This window comes from Phascolarctobacterium succinatutens YIT 12067, assembly GCF_000188175.1.
GTDB lineage: Bacteria > Bacillota > Negativicutes > Acidaminococcales > Acidaminococcaceae > Phascolarctobacterium_A > Phascolarctobacterium_A succinatutens.
On the sequence record NZ_GL830919.1, the window covers coordinates 59,617 to 79,742 of the forward strand.

At 48.2% G+C, this 20,126-nt stretch carries 21 protein-coding genes; 17 read left to right on the forward strand and 4 right to left on the reverse strand.

Annotated features, from left to right (window positions below; genetic code table 11):
- The first annotated feature begins 171 nt into the window (after positions 1 to 171).
- The 9 genes from HMPREF9443_RS07925 (at position 172) to HMPREF9443_RS07965 (ending at position 8,226) form a co-directional block, all read left to right on the forward strand.
- Positions 172 to 450 (forward strand): hypothetical protein, encoded by a 279-nt coding sequence (locus HMPREF9443_RS07925; protein WP_009146060.1) that lies wholly within the window; start codon positions 172 to 174, stop codon positions 448 to 450.
- Positions 440 to 685, forward strand: a complete 246-nt coding sequence (locus HMPREF9443_RS07930) for a DUF4160 domain-containing protein (protein WP_009146061.1) — start codon at positions 440 to 442, stop codon at positions 683 to 685. Before HMPREF9443_RS07925 ends, HMPREF9443_RS07930 begins: the two co-directional genes overlap by 11 nt.
- Positions 686 to 935: 250 nt before the next feature.
- Entirely contained in the window at positions 936 to 1,457 is a 522-nt protein-coding gene (gene purE / locus HMPREF9443_RS07935; RefSeq protein WP_009146062.1) for a 5-(carboxyamino)imidazole ribonucleotide mutase, read from the forward strand.
- Positions 1,458 to 1,603: 146 nt separating this feature from the next.
- A complete protein-coding gene (gene purF, locus HMPREF9443_RS07940) occupies positions 1,604 to 3,049 on the forward strand; it encodes an amidophosphoribosyltransferase (protein WP_009146063.1) in 1,446 nt (481 codons plus the stop codon).
- A gap of 14 nt (positions 3,050 to 3,063) precedes the next feature.
- A complete protein-coding gene (gene purM, locus HMPREF9443_RS07945) occupies positions 3,064 to 4,125 on the forward strand; it encodes a phosphoribosylformylglycinamidine cyclo-ligase (RefSeq protein ID WP_009146064.1) in 1,062 nt (353 codons plus the stop codon).
- Complete coding sequence (purN, locus tag HMPREF9443_RS07950; protein ID WP_009146065.1) at positions 4,118 to 4,723, forward strand: phosphoribosylglycinamide formyltransferase; 606 nt, start codon at positions 4,118 to 4,120, stop codon at positions 4,721 to 4,723. Before purM ends, purN begins: the two co-directional genes overlap by 8 nt.
- A complete protein-coding gene (locus HMPREF9443_RS07955) occupies positions 4,720 to 5,313 on the forward strand; it encodes an IMP cyclohydrolase (RefSeq protein WP_009146066.1) in 594 nt (197 codons plus the stop codon). The genes purN and HMPREF9443_RS07955 overlap by 4 nt, the downstream gene beginning before the upstream one ends.
- Positions 5,314 to 5,315: 2 nt before the next feature.
- The gene (purD, locus tag HMPREF9443_RS07960) at positions 5,316 to 6,593 is read left to right on the forward strand and encodes a phosphoribosylamine--glycine ligase (protein WP_009146067.1); all 1,278 of its coding nucleotides are present in this window, start codon (positions 5,316 to 5,318) and stop codon (positions 6,591 to 6,593) included.
- Between the two features lie 121 nt (positions 6,594 to 6,714).
- Complete coding sequence (locus tag HMPREF9443_RS07965; protein ID WP_009146068.1) at positions 6,715 to 8,226, forward strand: IMP dehydrogenase; 1,512 nt, start codon at positions 6,715 to 6,717, stop codon at positions 8,224 to 8,226.
- Positions 8,227 to 8,345: 119 nt separating this feature from the next.
- Here HMPREF9443_RS07965 and HMPREF9443_RS07970 read toward each other — a convergent pair whose 3' ends face one another.
- Together HMPREF9443_RS07970 and HMPREF9443_RS07975 are read right to left on the reverse strand one after the other, a co-directional pair.
- The gene (locus HMPREF9443_RS07970; protein ID WP_009146069.1) at positions 8,346 to 9,038 is read right to left on the reverse strand and encodes a metallophosphoesterase; all 693 of its coding nucleotides are present in this window, start codon (positions 9,036 to 9,038) and stop codon (positions 8,346 to 8,348) included.
- A 32-nt stretch (positions 9,039 to 9,070) separates the two neighbouring features.
- Positions 9,071 to 9,733 carry an HAD hydrolase-like protein gene (locus tag HMPREF9443_RS07975; RefSeq protein WP_009146070.1) on the reverse strand — a complete coding sequence of 221 codons (663 nt, stop codon included), beginning with the start codon at positions 9,731 to 9,733 and terminating at the stop codon, positions 9,071 to 9,073.
- A gap of 128 nt (positions 9,734 to 9,861) precedes the next feature.
- Here HMPREF9443_RS07975 and HMPREF9443_RS07980 point away from each other — a divergent pair, with 128 nt between their 5' ends.
- Complete coding sequence (locus tag HMPREF9443_RS07980; RefSeq protein ID WP_009146071.1) at positions 9,862 to 11,061, forward strand: alanyl-tRNA editing protein; 1,200 nt, start codon at positions 9,862 to 9,864, stop codon at positions 11,059 to 11,061.
- Between the two features lie 132 nt (positions 11,062 to 11,193).
- Complete coding sequence (locus HMPREF9443_RS11230) at positions 11,194 to 11,271, forward strand: putative holin-like toxin (protein ID WP_222859573.1); 78 nt, start codon at positions 11,194 to 11,196, stop codon at positions 11,269 to 11,271.
- A gap of 146 nt (positions 11,272 to 11,417) precedes the next feature.
- Here the strand turns inward: HMPREF9443_RS11230 and HMPREF9443_RS07985 are convergent, their stop codons facing one another.
- A complete protein-coding gene (locus HMPREF9443_RS07985; protein WP_009146072.1) occupies positions 11,418 to 12,455 on the reverse strand; it encodes a threonine aldolase family protein in 1,038 nt (345 codons plus the stop codon).
- A 103-nt stretch (positions 12,456 to 12,558) separates the two neighbouring features.
- On the reverse strand, positions 12,559 to 13,203 hold the full coding sequence (locus HMPREF9443_RS07990; RefSeq protein WP_148495354.1) for a DedA family protein: 645 nt from the start codon (positions 13,201 to 13,203) through the stop codon (positions 12,559 to 12,561).
- Between the two features lie 167 nt (positions 13,204 to 13,370).
- Between HMPREF9443_RS07990 and HMPREF9443_RS07995 the strand changes: the two genes are divergently transcribed.
- From HMPREF9443_RS07995 to HMPREF9443_RS08020, 6 genes are all read left to right on the forward strand, one after another.
- Entirely contained in the window at positions 13,371 to 14,240 is an 870-nt protein-coding gene (locus tag HMPREF9443_RS07995; RefSeq protein WP_040565317.1) for a methionyl aminopeptidase, read from the forward strand.
- 91 nt (positions 14,241 to 14,331) lie between these two features.
- Complete coding sequence (locus HMPREF9443_RS08000) at positions 14,332 to 15,711, forward strand: NCS2 family permease (RefSeq protein ID WP_009146075.1); 1,380 nt, start codon at positions 14,332 to 14,334, stop codon at positions 15,709 to 15,711.
- 19 nt (positions 15,712 to 15,730) lie between these two features.
- Positions 15,731 to 17,434, forward strand: coding sequence for an adenine deaminase (gene ade, locus HMPREF9443_RS08005; protein WP_009146076.1), 1,704 nt, complete (start codon positions 15,731 to 15,733; stop codon positions 17,432 to 17,434).
- Positions 17,435 to 17,454: 20 nt separating this feature from the next.
- Positions 17,455 to 18,774, forward strand: a complete 1,320-nt coding sequence (locus HMPREF9443_RS08010) for an ATP-binding protein (RefSeq protein WP_009146077.1) — start codon at positions 17,455 to 17,457, stop codon at positions 18,772 to 18,774.
- 117 nt (positions 18,775 to 18,891) lie between these two features.
- Complete coding sequence (rpmE, locus tag HMPREF9443_RS08015) at positions 18,892 to 19,095, forward strand: 50S ribosomal protein L31 (protein WP_040565319.1); 204 nt, start codon at positions 18,892 to 18,894, stop codon at positions 19,093 to 19,095.
- A gap of 65 nt (positions 19,096 to 19,160) precedes the next feature.
- The gene (locus HMPREF9443_RS08020; RefSeq protein ID WP_009146078.1) at positions 19,161 to 20,039 is read left to right on the forward strand and encodes a DUF1385 domain-containing protein; all 879 of its coding nucleotides are present in this window, start codon (positions 19,161 to 19,163) and stop codon (positions 20,037 to 20,039) included.
- Positions 20,040 to 20,126: the final 87 nt, after the last annotated feature.

Sequence of the window (20,126 nt, forward strand, 5' to 3'; positions counted from 1 at the left end):
GCTTTGGGTTTAAGCGCCCTCTGCTGCCGTGAAAGCGGCGGCGGAGGGTGCTTTTTCTAATATATATATTAGGCTTATTATTGCGCAGCAGGTTGGGAAATGATACAATTAAAAGAGATATTCAGTTAATGAGTTGCCAATGCATGATGTTTATAAAACGAGGTGAGCAAAATGAAATATACATATGTAGAATTCGCTGATGGAACACTTGTTACTTTTAATGATATACGCAAGGATAAGAACGGTGAGCATATTGATGTTTATTTTGAACGTCCTGTAGATACCGGCTTTGACTATTTGCAGATTTCCTTGCCTGACTTAGATACAGCTTCTTTTTATGGATACAGCGAGGCTGAAATAGAAGATTTAAAAGATTTTGCTGCTGATAATGCAGCCTTGATTTGGGAGATGGCACGCGAAGGAGGAGATCATCTTGCCAATGCTGTATAAGCTTTTAGGTTATACAATATATTTTTGGTCAGGTGATGCCGGTGAGCCGGTTCACGTACACGTTTGTCAAGGCAGGCCTACTGAAAATGCAACTAAAATATGGGTTGGGGAACGTGTTATTTTAGAGCATAATAAAAGCAAAATTCCTGATGCCGATTTGCTGAAAATACTTCGCTTCGTATCTCAGAACAAAAAGAGAATCATTGAACAGTGGAATAAGCATTTTGGTATATGAGTTTTTAGCATCTGTCTGGTGTCTGACAGGTGCTTTTTTTCTTTACCCCGAAGTTTTCCGAACGATTTTCTAAAAAACTGTTAAAAAGTTCACAGTTTATTTGACGTTTACGCGTTGGATTGGTATAATTAAAGTGAATTATTTAAGTGATTGAGAACCCGGGTTAGATTTTGCACAGGATTTCGAAACTGAACAGCTTTCTGCTTGGGTTTTATTGTTTCTACAAGTAATTTTTGGGAGGTAGATTTCAATGAAAGTTGCAATTATCATGGGTAGTAATTCTGACTGGCCTGTACTTGAGGCTGCAGAAAAAACTCTGAAGGAGTTTGGCGTTGAAACTGAAGTAGTAGTTGCTTCCGCTCACCGTACTCCGGACGTAGTACAGAACTTTGCTAAGGGTGCCCGTGACCGTGGCGTAGAGGTAATTATTGCCGCAGCCGGCGCAGCTGCTCATCTGGGTGGTTTCATCGCTGCCTTTACTACCGTTCCTGTCATCGGTATTCCTATTAATGCAACACCGTTGGCCGGTATGGATGCACTGCTGAGCTTTGTACAGATGCCTTCCGGTGTACCTGTTGCAACGATGGCTATCAACGGTGCTAAGAATGCTGCATTGTTCGCAATTCAGATTCTTTCCGTAAAATATCCGGAGCTGGTAGAAAAGCTGGCAGAGCATCGTGCAACAATGCGTGAAGAAGTAAGAGCTAAGGGTGAAAAGCTGGCTTCCATGCGTGGCGTTCCTGCGCAGGAGTTTAAGGATTTACACCTGTAATAGTGAATAGTGAGTAGTGGATAGTGAATAGAAACTGACTGCTAAACATTAATAACTAATTACTGACCACTGATCACTGATCACTTATAACTAACCACTAATAACTGACAATTGATAACTAAAAACTAAAATTAAGGAGAAAAATTGTGGAGCAGATTTTCGAGGAGCAAAATTTTAGCGAGGACAAGCTGCATGAGGAGTGCGGTGTCTTTGGTATCTTCAGCCATAATGAAGATGTAGCACTCAACACCTATTGGGGCCTGTATGCGCTGCAGCATCGTGGCCAGGAAAGTACCGGTATTGTTGTAACTGATGGCGAGCGTATGAAAATTAAAAAGGGCATGGGCCTCGTTGCCGATGTTTTCAAGGACGGCGTTGCTGATTTGCAGGGCTATGCGGCCATCGGCCACGTACGTTATTCCACAACCGGTGCCAGCATGCCGTATAACATTCAGCCGCTGAAGGTTTATTTTGACGGCGGTAACCTTGCGCTGAGCCACAACGGTAACCTGACTAATGCCGGTCAGCTGCGTGCTAACCTGGCTAAGGAAGGCGCTGTGTTCAACACTACTGTTGACAGTGAGGTTGTATTGACCTTGATTGCCTACAGTGCGCGTCCTACTATTGAAGAGCGTGTAGCAGAGGCTGTTAACCAGATTAAAGGTGCTTTCGCTATTCTGCTGATGACTGATAACAAAATTATCGCTGTACGCGACCCCTACGGCTTCCGTCCGCTGGTTCTCGGCAAAATGGAAAACGGCTGGTGCGTTGCTTCCGAATCCTGTGCTTTTGACTTGGTTGGTGCAGAGCTGGTACGCGATGTTAAGCCCGGCGAAATGATTATTATCGACAGCGATAACTCCGAACCTCGCAGCATGATGTGGGCTGAAAACAAACCGGCAAAGCCTGCGCATTGCATTTTTGAATATGTTTACTTTGCTCGTAATGACAGTATCATCGACAACCAGTCTGTATATGATGCACGTATCCAGATGGGTCGCGAGCTGGCTAAGGAAACTCCCGATATCCATCCGGACATCGTTATTTCCGTTCCTGACAGCGGCACTCCGGCAGCAATCGGCTATGCTATGGAGGCCGGCGTTCCCTTCCTGGAAGGCCTTACCAAAAACCGTTATGTAGGCCGTACTTTTATTCAGCCGACGCAAAAGCAACGTGCTAATGCAGTACGCCTGAAGCTGAACCCGGTTCGCAGCGTTGTAGAAGGCAAATCCGTTGTTATGGTCGATGACTCCATCGTTCGCGGCACTACCAGCGGCAAGATTGTTAAACTGCTGAAGGAGGCAGGCGCACGTGAGGTACATGTATGCATTTCTTCTCCCCCGGTAACAGACAGCTGCTACTATGGTATTGATACCTCCGAGCGCAAAGAGCTGATTGCGGCACGTTGCACAGAAAATGAAATCTGCCGCTATATTGGGGCAGACAGTCTGCATTATATTTCTATGGATGGCATGAAACGTGCTATTGATAAAATTGACCCCGAAGGTTTGTGCTGTGCTTGCTTCAGCGCTAAATATCCCGATAACGCAGATAGTGTAATCAAAGCAGAACCTGAAAGCATTATTGAATAACAGGAGGAAGGCTCATGAGCGAGGAAAAGAAACAACTTACTTATGCTGATGCCGGTGTAGATATTGATGCTGGTAATAAAGCAGTAGAATTAATGAAGGACAGCGTACGTGCTACCTACAGACCTGAGGTTATCGGTGACCTGGGCGGTTTCGGTGGCCTGTTTGCTTTAAACAGCGGCAAATACAAGGAGCCTGTGCTTGTCAGCGGTACTGACGGCGTAGGTACTAAACTGAAGCTGGCTTTCATGGCTGATAAGCATGATACTATCGGTCAGGATGCTGTAGCAATGTGCGTTAACGATATCCTGGTACAAGGCGCAGAGCCCTTGTTCTTCCTGGATTACATTGCAGTAGATAAGGTTGATTCCCAAAAGGTTGCCAACATTGTTAAGGGTGTTGCCAATGCCTGCAAGGAAAGCGGCTGTGCTCTTATCGGCGGCGAAACTGCCGAAATGGCCGGCTTCTACTCCAAAGGCGAATATGACATCGCAGGCTTCTGCGTTGGCGTTGTTGATAAGAGCAAAATGATTACCGGTGACAAGGTTAAGGCCGGCGACGTGCTTTTGGGCCTGCCTTCCAGCGGTGTGCATTCCAACGGCTTCTCCCTCGTACGTAAAATCTGCTTTGAGGCTATGGGCTACACCATGGACACCGAAGTTCCGGAATTTGGCTGTACCTTGGGCGAAAAGCTGCTGACTCCGACTCGTCTGTATCCGAAAACCTGCCTGCCGCTGATTGAAAACTTCGACCTGCACGGTATGGTGCACATCACCGGCGGCGGCTTCTATGATAATATCCCCCGCATTCTGCCCGAAGACTGCGATGCTGAGGTAAATTCCGAGGCTTGGGAAGTTCCTGTTGTCTTCAAAAAGCTGCAGGAATGGGGCAATGTGCCCTGGGCTGAAATGTACCGCACCTTCAACATGGGCGTAGGCATGGTATTGGTTGTTGACCCGTCTGAGGCTGACGCTGTACGCGCTTACCTGAAGGCTGAGGGCGAAACCTTCTATGAGCTGGGCAAGGTTGTTCCCGGCCACAAAGAAACGATTATGAAAGGCGGCGTTTTCGGTGCATAAAATCGGCGTACTTGTAAGCGGTCGCGGCAGCAATCTGCAGGCAATTATGGACCGTATCGCTGATGGCTATCTGCCGCTGGAAATCGCGGTTGTAATCAGCGATAAGCCTGATGCTTTTGCTTTGGAGCGTGCGCAAAAGGCCGATATCAAAACCGTTGCCGTAGAGCGTAAGGCTTGCGCTTCCAAAGAAGAATTTGAAGCAAAAATCAACGCTGCTTTAGAAGCAGAGGGCTGCGAGCTGGTAGTTCTCGCAGGCTTCATGCGTATTCTGAGCGCTGATTTCGTAAATAAATGGCAGCACAAGATTATTAACATTCATCCGGCGCTGCTCCCGAGCTTCCCCGGTCTGCACGGACAGAAGCAGGCTGTGGATTACGGCGTAAAATTCAGCGGCTGTACTGTTCATTTTGTAGATGCAGGCACTGACAGCGGCCCGATTATCCTGCAGAAGGTTGTTCCTGTTATGGATGACGACACCGAGGATACTCTGGCTGACCGCATTCTGGTGCAGGAGCATATCGCAATGCCGGAGGCTTTAAAGCTCTGGGCAGAAGGAAAGCTGACAATCGAAGGCAGAAAGGTAAAGGTTAAAGCATGAAAATTAAAAGAGCATTATTAAGCGTTAGTGATAAAACCGGCATTGTAGAGCTGGCAAAATTCCTGAGTGACAACGGTGTAGAAATTATTTCTACCGGCGGCACCATGAAGGCTATTAAGGAAGCAGGCATTCCTGTAACCTATGTAAGTGATGTAACCGGCTTCCCGGAAATCATGGACGGCCGTGTAAAAACTCTGAACCCGAAAATTCATGGCGCAATCCTAGCTGTACGCAGCAATCCTGAGCATATGAAGGCTTTGGCTGAGCATGACATCACTCCGATTGACCTGGTTGTTGTTAACCTCTATCCTTTCCGTGAAACCGTTGCCAAACCCGGCGTAACCGAGGCTGAGGCAATTGAAAACATTGATATCGGCGGCCCGGCAATGGTACGTGCCAGCGCTAAAAACTTCAAAGACGTTGTTATCGTAACCTATCCTAGCCGTTATGCCGGCTTAATGGAAATGCTCGCTAAAGAAGGCGACGTTGATGCACGCACCCGTAAGGAGCTGGCATTGGAAGCCTTCACTCATACTGCTGAATACGATGCAATGATCAGCGAATATCTGAAGAAGCAACTGGAGAAATAACCATGAATATTTTATTAATCGGTGGCGGCGGCCGCGAACACGCTTTAGCGTGGAAGCTGGCGCAAAGCCCTAAGGTTGAAAAAATTTATGCTGCTCCCGGCAATCCGGGCATGGCACTGCTGCCTAAATGCGAATGCATTGCTCTGGATGTAGAAAATCTGGAGGGGGTAGCAGATTACGCTGAGGAAAAGAGCATTGACCTGACTGTTGTAGGTCCGGAAGCACCGCTTGTTGCAGGTCTTGCGGACGTTTGCAAACGCCGCGGTCTGCCGGTGTTCGGTCCTTCTAAGGCTGCAGCGCAGCTGGAAGGCTCCAAGGCATTTTCCAAAGAGCTGATGGCAAAATACAATATTCCTACCGCTTTCTTCAAAATTTGCGAGGATATCGAAACTGCCAAGGCTTATGTTGAAGAAAAGGGCGCGCCTATCGTAGTTAAGGCTGACGGTCTTGCAGCAGGCAAGGGTGTTGTTGTTGCTATGACTAAACAGGAAGCACTTGACGCTATCGACGAAATGATGGCTGACCATAAATTCGGCAACGCAGGCGCACGCCTCGTTCTGGAAGAATACATGGAAGGCGAAGAAGCTTCTCTTCTGGCATTTACCGACGGCAAAACCATTGTGCCGATGATTGCTTCCCAAGACCACAAGCGTGTATTTGACGGTGACGAAGGTCCTAATACCGGCGGTATGGGCACCTATGCTCCCGCTCCGGTTATGACCGACGTGCTGCGTTTAAAAGCAACCGAGCTGATTCTGAAGCCCGTTATCGCTGCCATGGCAGCAGAAGGAATGCCGTATCAGGGTTGCCTCTATGCCGGCCTGATGATCAAGGGCGACAGCGTAAAGGTTGTAGAATTCAACTGCCGCTTCGGTGACCCAGAAACTCAGGTAGTATTGCCTCTGCTTGACGGCGATTTGGCTGAAATTATGCTGGCCTGCGCTACCGGCACTCTTGCTCAGGTAGACTTCGGCTGGTACGACAAGGCTGCTGTATGCGTAGTAATGGCTTCCGGCGGTTATCCCGAAAGTTATGCTAAGGGCATGGAAATTACCGGTCTGGCTGACGCTGCTGCAGATAAAGACGTTGTTGTATTCCACGCAGGTACCAAGGCTGACGGCGCCAAGGTTCTTACCAACGGCGGACGTGTGCTTGGTGTAACTGCCGTAGACGCAAATATCAAGGCTGCACGTGACCGTGCATATACTGCTGTAGAAAAAATTAATTTTAATGGCGCTTTTTGCAGAAAAGATATTGCATGGAGAGCCTTAAAGAGGTAAAATAGATAAAATACCTACTCGGACCGCAGAAAAGCAATTTTTTCAAGTAATTATGTTACATGATTAACAATTGCTTTGGCTGTGGCAAACAAAAAATTATTAAGAAAAGGATGATGAAAGAATGGCTTTTTATTATGATGAACCTGCTCACACATTTAGTGAGTACCTGTTAGTTCCCGGTTATTCCTCCGAAAAATGTATCCCCGCCAATGTAGATCTGCGTACGCCGCTGGTTAAATACAAAAAAGGTGAAGAGCCGGCAATTACTATGAACATCCCGATGGTTTCTGCTATCATGCAGGCTGTTTCCGGCGAAAAGCTGGCTGTAGCTCTTTCCAAAGAGGGCGGCGTTTCTTTCATCTATGGTTCTCAATCCGTAGAGGACGAAGCTGCTATGGTTGCTCGCGTTAAAGGCTATCGCGCAGGCTTTGTAAGCAGCGACTCCAATATCCGTCCGGACAGCACTCTGGCTGACATCCTGGCACTGAAGGAACGCACCGGTCACTCCACTGTTGCTGTTACCAGCGATGGTACCGCTAACGGCAAGCTGGAAGGCATTGTTACCAGCCGTGACTATCGTCCGAGCCGTATGTCTATGGATGCTAAGGTTCGTGACTTCATGACTCCGATTGACAAAATGGTTTATGCTCCGAAAGATACCACCCTGCAACAGGCTAACGATATCATCTGGGAGAAAAAACTCAACACTCTGCCTATCGTTGATGACGACGGCCGTATGCTGTACATGGTATTCCGTAAAGACTATGCAACTCATAAGGAATATCCGTTGGAGCTGCTGGACAGCAAAAAACGCCACATCGTTGGCGCAGGTATCAACACCCGCGACTATGCTGAGCGTGTTCCCGCATTGATTGATGCAGGCGTAGACGTACTCTGCATTGACTCCTCCGAAGGCTACAGCGCATGGCAAAAAATCACCCTGGATTGGATCCGTGAGCACTACGGTGACAGCGTTAAGGTTGGCGCAGGCAACGTAGTAGACGCTGAAGGCTTCCGCTTCCTGGCTGAGGCTGGCGCTGACTTCATTAAAGTTGGTATCGGCGGTGGTTCTATCTGCATTACCCGTGAACAAAAAGGTATCGGCCGTGGCCAGGCAACTGCTTTGATTGACGTTTGCAAGGCTCGTGACGAATACTTCGAAGAAACCGGCGTATACATTCCTGTATGCTCTGACGGTGGTATCGTTTATGACTACCACATGACTCTGGCTTTGGCTATGGGTGCTGACTTCATGATGCTGGGCCGTTACTTCGCTCGTTTCGACGAAAGCCCGACCAACAAGGTTAACATTAACGGTACCTACATGAAGGAATACTGGGGCGAAGGCTCCAGCCGTGCACGTAACTGGCAGCGTTATGACATGGGCGGCGCAGCAAAGCTCTCCTTCGAAGAAGGCGTTGATTCTTACGTTCCGTATGCAGGCAGCCTGAAGGATAACGTAAACCTGACCTTGGCTAAGGTTCGTTCCACCATGTGCAACTGCGGTGCTCTGAACATCCGCGAGCTACAGGAGAAGGCTAAGCTGACTCTGGTTTCCGCAACCAGCTTGGTTGAAGGCGGCGCACATGACGTTATGCTGAAAGAAAACTCCAACAGCAACTATCCTAAATAATTAAATGAACGTAAATGGCAAGCTCTCGAAGAAATTCGAGGGCTTGTTTTTGTATACAAAAAGCTCTCCTGAACGATTCGTTCAGGGGAGCCTGTCTGTTTTTCAGCGAAGTAACGCTGTTATATTACCTTGTAAAGCTGAAAGCCTTGCGTATCGCAGGAAACAAGCTTGTAGTTGATTCCTGCGCGCAATCCTTCAAAACCGGGAATGTGGTTTTCACCGTGAATGTGGCCGTAGACACAGTGCTGCACACCGTACTGCAGCATCAGATTAGTAAAGCAGGTGTGCTCCGTGCGCGCAAAGAGCGGTGGATAGTGAAAAGCCGTAATTATCTGCTGCGCCTGCATTTTATGTGCCTGCTGCAGGGAAAGCTCCAGGCGGATTCCCTCGCGGTTATAGATTTTTCTGTCGGCCTCACTGAAGCTTTCGGCTGATGGCAGCAGCCATCCGCGGGTGCCGCAGACAGCAATATCCTCTGCCATAATGCAGTCGTTCTGCAGAAATTCAAAATGAGCACCGTAACGCTGCTGCATTTTGCTCAGGCTGCTCCACCAGTAATCATGGTTGCCGCGCAGCAGCAGCTTGCGTCCAGGAAGCTGCGCTAACCAGTCTAAATCCTGTGCTGCTTCTTCCAAAGTCATGGCCCAGGAAATATCACCGCAGACAATAACGGTGTCCTGTGCGGTTACAGTGTTTTGCCAATTAGCGGCAACCTTTTCTTTATGGTTGCGCCAATGCTCTCCGAAAACCTCCATGGGCTTGCTTGCCGGTTCGCCTGATAAATGCAGGTCGCCTATTGCGTAAATATGCATAATACTATCACCTGTAAGTGTTAAATTTGTTCTTACGCTTTGCTCAGCAGGAAGCGTGCTAAGGCCGGAACATCAGAAACATAGTAATCGGCACCTGCCTCCGACAATTCCTCGTAGCTGCCGAAGCCGAAGCCTGCGCCGATGCAGGCGATGCCATTGGCGTGAGCGGCGAGAACGTCCTCGCGGCGGTCACCGATAAGTGCTACAGTCTTTTTAGCTTCGGATGTAGTGAGCTGCCATTTTTCCAGAGCGGCGGCAACTACTAAAGCTTTCTTATCGGTTTTACCATCCAGGCTGCAGCCGGTTATATCTTCCAAATAGGGGTTGAAGCCAAAGCGTTCGGCAATTCTCAGCGCAAAAACCTCCGGCTTGGCGGTAGCCATGCCGAGGCGGCGGCCATCCTGCTGCAGGTCAGCCAATAATTCCATGATACCGGGATAAACCTTGTTCTCCCAGATACCGATATCGGTGTAGCGTTCACGATATTTTTCTACGCCGATTTCAGCCTGCTCTCTGGTCATGCCGTAATATTTGATAAAGCTGTCGCGCAGGGGCGGGCCGATGAAAACCTCCAGCTTTTTTAAATCGGGTTCTTCAATATTTTGAGCGCGCAGGGCGTATTGCACGCATTTGGTGATACCCTCAGCGGAATTTGTCAGGGTACCATCTAAATCAAAAAGTAAATTTTGAAACATTTATTGCTCCTTATTCGCTTCAATAGAATTTTTTTGGACTTGTATAACTGATTATAACACACTTTAGCAATTTAGTGATACAATAATGGTTATCAAAGACAGATAGATTTCATGAGGGGGAATAAAAAATGACAATTAAGCTTTTTGAAAATAATTCTTTGCTCAAACAGTGCGTGGCGAAGGTTACGGCCTGCACGCCCAAGGATGGCAAGTATCTGGTTGAGCTGGACCAGACTGTTTTCTTCCCGGAGGGCGGCGGTCAACTGAGCGACAGAGGCAAGCTGGCTGATGCGGTCGTAAGCCATGTAAGCGAAAAGGACGGTCACATCTACCATGAGTGCGACAAGCCGCTAGAGGTTGGTGCCGAGGTAGAGGCTGTGCTGGACTGGTCTGTGCGTCTGGACAGAATGCAGCAGCATTTGGGCGAGCATCTTTTGTCCTACGCCTGCTGGAAGCTGTTTAAGGCTAACAACATCGGCTTTCATATGAATGAGGATGATGTTTTCATTGACCTTGATAAGGAGCTGACGGACGAGGAGCTGCTACAGGCAGAATTATATACGAATGAAATCATCTGGGAGAATCGCCCGGTACATATCAGCTATATGGACAGCATAGAGGCTGTCAAGCTGAAGGATAAAATGCGTAAGTTCAACAGCAAACTGACAGGCACGCTGCGTATCGTTTCCGTTGAGGATGCCGATATCTGTACCTGCTGCGGTACGCATCCACCATTTACAGGGATGCTGGGCAGCGTTAAGGTCATCCGCCATGAAAAGCACAAGGGCGGTTGTCGCGTAGAGTTTGTCTGCGGCCACAGAGCACTGCTTGATGCGGACGCCAAGAACAGCACATTACTTAGCGTCGCTGCAAGTCTTTCCGTGAAGCCTGAGCAGGTGCCTGCTGCTGTAAGTAAGCAGAAAAATGATTTGCTTGCACAGCTTGACATTGCCAAGAGCAAGCTGCTGAAGATTGAGGAAGAAAAGCTGCAGGAAACGTATGCTGCTGCACCGGTGAATGCTGACGGAGTCAAAGTTTTGGCTCTGCCTATGGAAGGTCACGATGCCAAGGATATCAAAGCCTTTCTGCCGAAGGTTACTGCCTTGAAAAACACGCTGAGCCTTTTGCTAGCAGTGCAGCCTGAGCGCATCAGCTATGCAGTTGCTTTGGGCGTGGATACTGAAGGCGATTGCCGCAGTGTTATTAAGCTGCTTAACGAAGCCTTCGGCGGCCGTGGCGGCGGCAAGAGCGACTGCGCGCAGGGCGGTGCGGATTATTGCGCCGATTGGCAGGAAAAGCTGCAGAGCGTTGTAGAAAAGCTGAAGTAAAAAGAGCAAAATAAAAAGACGGCCGAACGACCGCCTTTTTATTTTCACAAACATATTGTCGATAAATAGGATAGCTGTTATAATAACACTAGAGATTCTGACAGGTCGGTTCCTCCGTAAGGAGGTGGGAGCATGACAGTAGCCGAAGCGTTACAGATAATGTTAACATTTGGTTTGCTTGTTGCGACCATTATGTCTAAACGTAAGTAATTTTGCTTACAAAATAACAAAAGACCGACATTAGAGGTCAATGTCAGCCTTTTGTCAAATAACAACAATCAACAGAGAGGGCTGACACACCACTGCCAGAGTCTCTCTTTGTCTTTATTATAGCAAATTTATGTTTTCTGTCAAGCTTACAGCTCGTTGATCATAGCAATGAGTCTATCAACCTCTTCGTCCTTGGTTGCCCAGCTGGTGCAAATGCGCACGCTGTAATTGCCGTCCTCCAGGTAAGCAATATGGCTGAGAGCAAATTCCTCGCTCAGCTTCTCAAACTGTGCCGGAGTCATGATAACAAATTGTTGGTTGGTGGGGGACTCGGTAACGAACTTAAAGCCTTTGGCTAACAGTGCATCACGGATTTTCAGCGCCTGCAGTGTGCCCTTGCCGCAGATTTTGCTGTAAAGGTGATCTTTCATAATTGCGCCGAACTGTACGCCGAGCAGACGGCCTTTGGCCATGATAGAACCGCATTGCTTAGCAATAGTGCGGAAGTCAGGCTTGAGTGCGTCGTTCAAAATAACAACTGCTTCGCCGAAGAGCAGGCCGCATTTGGTGCCGCCGATATAGAACACGTCGCAGTTAGCTGCCAAATCCGCAGCAGTCATATCGTTGTCGGGAGCGCCAAGAACATAGCCTAAGCGTGCGCCGTCAACAAAGAGGTAAAGACCGCAGTCCTTGCAGGCCTGGTATAAATCCTGCAGCTCCTTTTTGCTGTACATGCTGCCGATTTCAGTCGGTTGGGAGATATAAACCATTTTCGGCTGTGCCCAATGCTCGCGGCTGGGATCGGTATCGTACATTTTCCATTCGTGGCGGATTTGCCCTGCAGTGAGCTTGCCGTCCTCGCTCGGAAGCGGCAGTACGCGGTGGCCTACATGCTCAATAGCACCGGCCTCATGCGTATTGATATGGCTGGGAACAGCGCCGTAAACAGCCTGATGCGGACGTAATGCAGCGCAGATAACCGTCAGGTTGGTTTGGGTGCCGCCAACGAGAAAATGCACGTCAGCGTTCGGGCAGGCGAAGGCTTCCCTAATCAATTTGCGTGCTTCGTAGCAGTATGGATCAAGGCCGTAGCCGTCAGTCTGTTCCATGTTGGTTTGCACGAGTTTTTCAAGGACTGCAGGATGGCAGCCTTCGGTGTAGTCACTGTTAAAACGATAAGTCATTTTAAATCACCTTCAATTTTTAAAATTTATATATGTACTTTGGAGTTTAACTGTGTAAAGGCTCTATCGGAGGAGAACCTGTTACAAAAATTCCAAGACCTTCTTACTTCTTGCCTAAAATTTTCTTGCCTACAAATTCATATAACACAGGTAACAGGGAAAAGACGATGATGCCCAAAGTTACCAGCGTGAAATTATGCTTGATGGCAGGGATGTTACCGAAGAAGTAACCGCCGCCGACAAAGAGAAATACCCACACTACAGCACCGATGACATTGTAATGAGCAAAGGTCAGGTAGTGCATTTTGCCGATGCCGGCAACGAAGGGTGCAAAGGTACGCACAATCGGCACAAAGCGGGCCAGAAATATCGCCTTGTGACCATGCTTGTCATAAAATGCGCTGGCCTTGTCGACATGCTCCTTCTTGATGATGTTCTTCTTAATCATGTGCATACCGAGATGCTCGCCTATCATATAATTGCAGGCGTCGCCCAGCACAGCCGAAACTAAAAAGATGGGCACGATAATTTTGATATCCATGCCTTCTGGTGCGGCAGCAGCAAGAGCGCCGCAGGCGAAAAGCAGCGAATCGCCCGGTAAAAACGGGGTGACTACCAGACCAGTTTCGCAGAACACTACCATGAACAGGATTGCGTAAATCAGATGACCGTAGGCCATCATAATTTCCGGCAGATGCTTGTCCAGGTGCAGAATTAAATCGATAAAATACATTGCATATGCTTCCATAAAAATTTCCTTTCTTAACATTGAGTCATATAAAATAATTTTAACACAAAAAACCGAACGTTGTAAGAGAATTTTAAGCCGAAAATGTGATTTTTCCCTTAAATATGTGGTAAAATAGAAGTTATAAGGTTGTAATATACAAGTTGTAACAATTATTTAGATAAGGAGTGTTTTCTTTGGACCAAGAATTATGTTGGTGTGGCAGCGGTAAAGCATATGCAGATTGCCACAAAATGAATGATGCCAAAATTGCGTTGCTGCAGGCCCAGGGCTGCGAGGTTCCTGACCGCGATATGATTAAAACCCCGGAGCAGATTGCAGGTATCCGTGCAGCCTGCAAAATCAATACCGGTGTATTGGACGAGGTTGCCAAGTATATTAAGGCCGGTATGACTACTGCTGATATCGACAGAATCGTTTACGAATATACAGTAGCGCATAACGCTATCCCTGCACCGTTGGGTTATGAGGGCTTCCCGAAGAGCGTGTGTACCTCTATCAATGACCAGGTTTGTCATGGCATTCCCAGCGAGCATGACGTGCTGCGCAGCGGTGACATTGTTAATGTAGACGTTTCTACTATCTACAATGGTTATTATGCTGACGCATCCCGTATGTTTATGATTGGCAAGGTTGCTAAGCCGGCTGCAGATTTGGTTGCAATCACCAAGCAATGTCTGCTGCGCGGTATTGAAGCAGCTCAGCCTTGGGGTTTTCTGGGAGATATCGGCGCTGCCGTTTCCAAGCTGGCATATAAGCACGGCTATTCCGTTGTCGAAGAATTCGGCGGCCACGGCGTTGGTGTAGAATTCCATGAGGATCCGTTTGTCTGCCATGTAGGCAAACGCAAAACCGGGATGGTGCTTGTACCGGGAATGATTTTTACTATTGAGCCGATGATTAACATGGGACACAGAGATATCTTTGTTGACGAAGCCAACAACTGGACTGTTTATACCTGTGACGGCAGTCTTTCCGCTCAATGGGAGCACCAGATTCTGATTACAGAAAACGGTTCGGAGATTTTAACATATTAATGGCTTGACGGCTGTGCAGGCAGTCTTAATCTTTATTATTGTGCCCGGGTCCTGCAGCTTGGGCAAATAGATAGCATAGGAGGCTATAATAATGACAGACTTTTTGGAAAAAACATTCCGCCTGAAGGAACATCAGACGGATGTCCGCACAGAAATTCTTGCCGGTATCACCACCTTTATGACAATGGCTTATATTTTAGCTGTTAACCCCGGCATTTTAAGTGCTGCCGGTATGGATGCGGGCGCTGTATTTACCGCTACTGCTTTGGGTGCTTGTCTTGGTACTCTGCTCATGGCGCTGTTCTCTAACTATCCTTTTGCTCTTGCTCCGGGTATGGGCCTGAACGCCTTTTTTGCTTATACTGTTGTAGGACAGATGGGTTACAGCTGGCAGGTTGCGTTGGCAGCAGTTTTTGTTGAAGGTGTTCTGTTCATTGTTCTGTCGTTGACTAAGGTGCGCGAGGCGTTGTTCAACTCCATTCCGCCTGCGCTGAAGTTTGGCGTTACCAGCGGTATCGGTCTGTTCATCACCTTTATCGGCTTGCAGAATTCTAAGCTCGTTGTTGCCGGACCGACTCTTGTCGGCCTGTATCCGTTTAAGGCTGCTTTGGCAGACGGCACCTTCTGTTCCACCGGTATCGGTGCTTTGCTGGCACTTATCGGTATTCTGCTGACTGCGGTAATGATGACGAAAAAGGTTCCCGGCGGTATCCTCGTTGGTATTCTGGTTACCTGGGGCTTAGGCATGATTTGTGAGCTGACCGGTATTTATGTACCGAATCCGAAACTTGGTATGTTCTCCGTTATGCCCAGCTTTGCTAACGGCATTTCTGTTCCCAGTCTGGCACCGACCTTTATGCAGCTGGATTTCAGTGCTATCTTCACCTTTAACTTTATTACAATCATGCTTTCCTTTATGTTTGTAGATTTGTTTGATACTCTCGGCACCTTGATCGGTGTTGCTTCCAAGGCTAAAATGCTGGACAAGGACGGCAAGCTGCCGAAGATTGAAGGCGCTCTGCTGGCTGACTCCATCGCTACTACCGGTGGTGCGTTGCTGGGTACTTCCACCGTTACTACCTTCGTAGAAAGCAGCGCCGGCGTTGCTGTCGGCGGCCGTACCGGTCTTACTGCTGTTACTGCAGCTGTTCTGTTCTTCCTCAGCTTGTTCTTTGCACCGATTTTCCTGGCAATTCCTGCCTTCGCTACCGCTCCGGCACTGGTAATTGTAGGCTTTTTGATGGTAAGCAGCCTGCTGAATGTAGACTTTGATGATATGACTGAGGCTATTCCTGCTTTTGTTGCAGCAGTAGCAATGCCTTTTATGTATTCTATCTCCGAAGGTATTTCCATGGGCGTTATCTCCTATGTGGCAATTAACCTGCTCAGCGGTGAATACAAAAACAAAAAAACCAGCTGGATTGTTTATGTGCTGGCAGTAATCTTTATCCTGAAATATATTTACGTGTAAAAGGATTGAGGTAATTAATATGATGGACCGTGTAAGAGCGGTCGCACTCGGTAACAGCCCTGCTGATATTCTTTTGAAGAACGGCAGGGTTGTTGACGTGCTGACCGAAACAATTTATGAAGCTGATGTTGCTATCGCCGAGGGCATGATTGCCGGTGTCGGCAGTTATGACAAGGCAGAAAAAATCATCGACCTGCAGGGAGCATATGTTGCGCCCGGTCTGATTAATGCACATTGCCATGTAGAAAGCTCGATGGCTGTGCCTGAGCATTACTGCGCCGAGGAGCTGCGTTGGGGCGTAACCACGCTGATTACCGACCCGCACGAGATTGCCAACGTAGCGGGCGCGACAGGCATTCACTATATGCTGGAGGCCGGCGGACAGATGCCGCTGAACTATTATGTGAACCTGCCTAGCTGCGTGCCTGCCACACGCTTTGAGCACAGCGGCTGTGTGATGGATGCGCGCAATATGATTAAGCTTGTCAATGAGCCGGGTGTACTGGGCATGGGCGAGATGATGAACGTGCCGGGAGTTATTTATAATTCCGCTGAGGTACAGAAAAAGCTGGACCTGTTCCAAAGTTTGGGCCGCGTAATCGACGGCCACGCACCCTGCGTGCGTGGCAAGGAGCTGGCCGCCTACGTTGCCAGCGGCATTGATACCGACCACGAGAGCATCAGCTGGGATGAGGCGAAGGAAAAGCTGCGCAACGGTCTGGCAGTGCTGGTGCGCGAGGGCAGTGCTTCGCGTAATCTGACGGCAATTTTGCGTGGCGTTATTGATGAGGGCATTGATGTAAGCAGTCTGGCCTTCTGCACTGATGATAAGCATCTTGCCGATATCCGCCATGAAGGCACCATCCGCCACTGCGTACAAATGGCAATAGCATTAGGCATGGAGCCTGTGCGTGCTTTGCGCTTGGCAACTATCAACGCTGCGCGTATTTACGGCCTGCGTCGCATGGGTGCCGTTGCTCCAGGCTGGGAGGCAGATTTGGTAGTTTTTGACAATCTGCAAAGCCTTATTCCGCAGGCTGTTTTCCATAAGGGTGTGGATGCGCTCAAGGCTTGCGAAAAGATTACGCCTGTTACGCCCAATGCCAGCCTGCAGGGCAGCGTGAAGCCTGCAGAGTTTGATGTCACAACCTTCTCCCTGTCGCATTTTGCGGATGACAGGGAATATCCGGTTATCACTATGCTTCCCGGTGAAATTTTTACCGAGAAAAGTACCATTATGGGCAAGGATATTGCCGCTGCCTTGGCAAGCGGCGATGTATACCTGATTGCCGTATTGGAAAGACATCATGGCACCGGCAATGTGGGCCTCGGCCTTTTGCGTGGCTACGGCCTGAAGGACGGCGCAGTAGCGACAACTGTGGCACACGATTCACATAACCTAATTGTTATCGGCACAAGTCCGGAAGCAATGAATGCTGCCGCTAAGGAGCTGGTACGCGTACAGGGTGGTTATACATTGGTCAAGGGTACCGAGGTTGTTGATACGCTGCCGCTGAATATCTGTGGTCTGATGAGCAGCGCACCTGCCGAGGAGCTTATCGGCAGTCTTGATGAGATTGCGGCCAAGGCGCATGCGCAGGGAGTTTTAGACGGCATCGACCCGTTCATCAGCCTGAGCTTTATGGCGCTGCCGGTTATTCCCAAGCTGCGCATTACGGATATGGGAATGTTCGATACAGAGAAGTTTGAATTTATAAAATAGAGATATTTGAGGGGAAAGATATGCATAAACTTGTATCACAATTAGTTGTTTACCGCAATCTGCCGGCGGATAATTTGCTGGAGCCGTTGGCAGCTATCTGCGCTGAATTTGCAGCGGGTGATTATAACCGCGAAGAGCTGACAGCGGAAATTTATGAGCAGGTACATAAGCTGCTTGATATCGGCACCGTTTATGGCTTTGACAAAAATCTTTGGCACAATTATCTGGCTTTTTTACTGGTAAGCTGTGAAAATCCCTTTGCTATTACCTGTGAAAAGGTTGGTGCCTGTGATGGCAGCGTGAATCAGTTTGCCAAGCATGACTTCAAAATTTTTCAGCAGCTTTTTGCCTACGATTTCAGTGAATTGGAGCGTGCGCTGGAGATTAACTGCTTTTCGTTAATCAGCAATTATCAGGCTGTGGTAAAGCAGGAGCGTCGCTATAACAAAAATATCAGCGATAAGGTGCAGGCACTCAGCACTGCTTTGGAAGGTGCTGCCGATGCTGATGAGTTTTTCGCCTGCGTTACCAAATTCTATCATGATTACGGCGTGGGCAAGCTTGGTCTGAACAAGGCCTTCCGCATAGCGCAGGCGCAGCAGGGCGCGCCAGAGCTGGTGCCAATATCCAATACGGAGCAGATTATCTTTGCTGATCTCATCGGTTATGAGGACCAGAAGAAGCGCCTGTTGGAAAATACGGAGGCTTTTGTAGCAGGCCGCCCGGCAAATAACGTGCTGCTTTTTGGTGACAGTGGTACAGGCAAATCCAGCAGTATTAAGGCGCTTATCAACAAATATTATGATCAGGGACTGAGGATGATTGAAATCTACAAGCATCAGTTCCGTGACTTATCACAGGTTATTTCCCAAATAAAAAACCGTAACTACCGCTTCATTATCTATATGGATGATTTGTCATTCGAGGAATTTGAAATCGAATACAAATATCTGAAGGCTATCATCGAAGGTGGTCTGGAGGTGCGTCCGGATAATATTTTGATTTACGCTACATCTAACCGCAGACATCTGATTAACGAAACGTGGAAGGACCGCAACGATGTAACGCAGGAGGACGGTATCTATAAGTCGGATACGATGCAGGAAAAACTTTCTCTGGTTAATCGCTTCGGCTGCACGATTTATTATGGACAGCCTACGCAGAAGGAGTACTACAAAATTGTCTGCGAGCTGGCTAAAAAGCAGGGACTGGAGCTTGATGACGACTTCCTTTGTGCCGAAGCGCGTAAGTGGGAGCTGCATCACGGCGGCATTTCCGGGCGTACAGCGCAGCAGTTTATTAATTATCTGCAGGGCGTTGCCGATTTTAGTAAAAAATAGCTTGCGTTTACTTGTAGGATATGTTACACTAATCTAGTGTTAATGCAAGCCGCTTTGCCAAGCAAGGCAGCTTCTAAATTATGAATATAATGTTCTTAGCAAAGAGAGGTGTAAAGAATGAAAGAAAAGATTCATCCGAATTACGGTGAAGTTACTGCTATCTGCGCATGTGGTGCAAGCTTCGTAACTGGTAGCACTAAGAAAGAATTACGCGTGGATGTTTGCTCTAAATGCCATCCATTCTTCACTGGTCAACAACGTAACGTAGCTGCTCGTGGCCGTATCGAGAAGTTCAACAAACGTTACAACAAAGAACAATAATCTATACAATAAGGCAGAGCTTGCACATGCGGGTTCTGCTTTATTTAGTTTTACGGAGTATATCTATGAGCACGAAAAAATTATCTGTAGGCGGACAAGCCGTAATTGAGGGCGTTATGATGCGCGGACCACATAAGGTGGCTGTTGCCGTACGCCAACCTGACGGAGAAATTGCCGTGGATGTAAATCCTGTCAACAGTATCCGTGATAAATATCCTATTTTGAAAAAACCGCTGCTTCGCGGCGTTATTGCTTTATTTGAATCATTATATGACGGTATCAAGGCCTTGGCCTATTCGGCACAGGTTTCCGGCGAAGAGGACGAGCAGCTGACAGGCAAGGAGATGGCGATGACTATTGGTACTTCCGTATTGCTGGCTGTCGGTCTGTTTATTGTTATCCCGACCTGGTCTATGCGTTTTCTGCATGAGCTGACTGAGGATCCGATGATGCTCAACCTGGCTGAGGGCGTGCTGCGTATGGTTATTTTCCTGGCCTATATTGCAGCGATTTCCTCGATGGAGGATATTCAGCGCGTATTTCAGTATCACGGTGCGGAGCATAAAACTATTTACACCTATGAGGCAGGCTTGCCTCTGCGTGTAGAAAATGTGCGTCCGTTCAGCACACTGCACCCGCGCTGCGGCACTAACTTTCTGATGATTGTCATGCTGATAAGCATGTTTATTTTTACCTTCCTGGGCTGGCCCAGCCTGCTGGAGCGTATTGCTTCCCGCGTAGTGCTGATGCCGGTAATTGCGGGCGTCAGCTATGAGATTATTCGTTTTGCCGGTGCGCATAACGATAATAAGCTGGTGCATATGGCAATTATGCCGGGACTTTTGCTGCAGAAGCTGACCACGCGTCAGCCTGATGACAGCCAGATTGAGGTGGCGATTGCTTCGCTGAAGGCAGTGTTGCCGCCTGAAGAAATTATAGAATAAAAGTGATTATATAGATTTGCAGGCTGATCTATGAGGCTCTCCTTGGGGAGAGCTGGCGCCCGTAGGGCGACTGAGAGGGGACTGCAC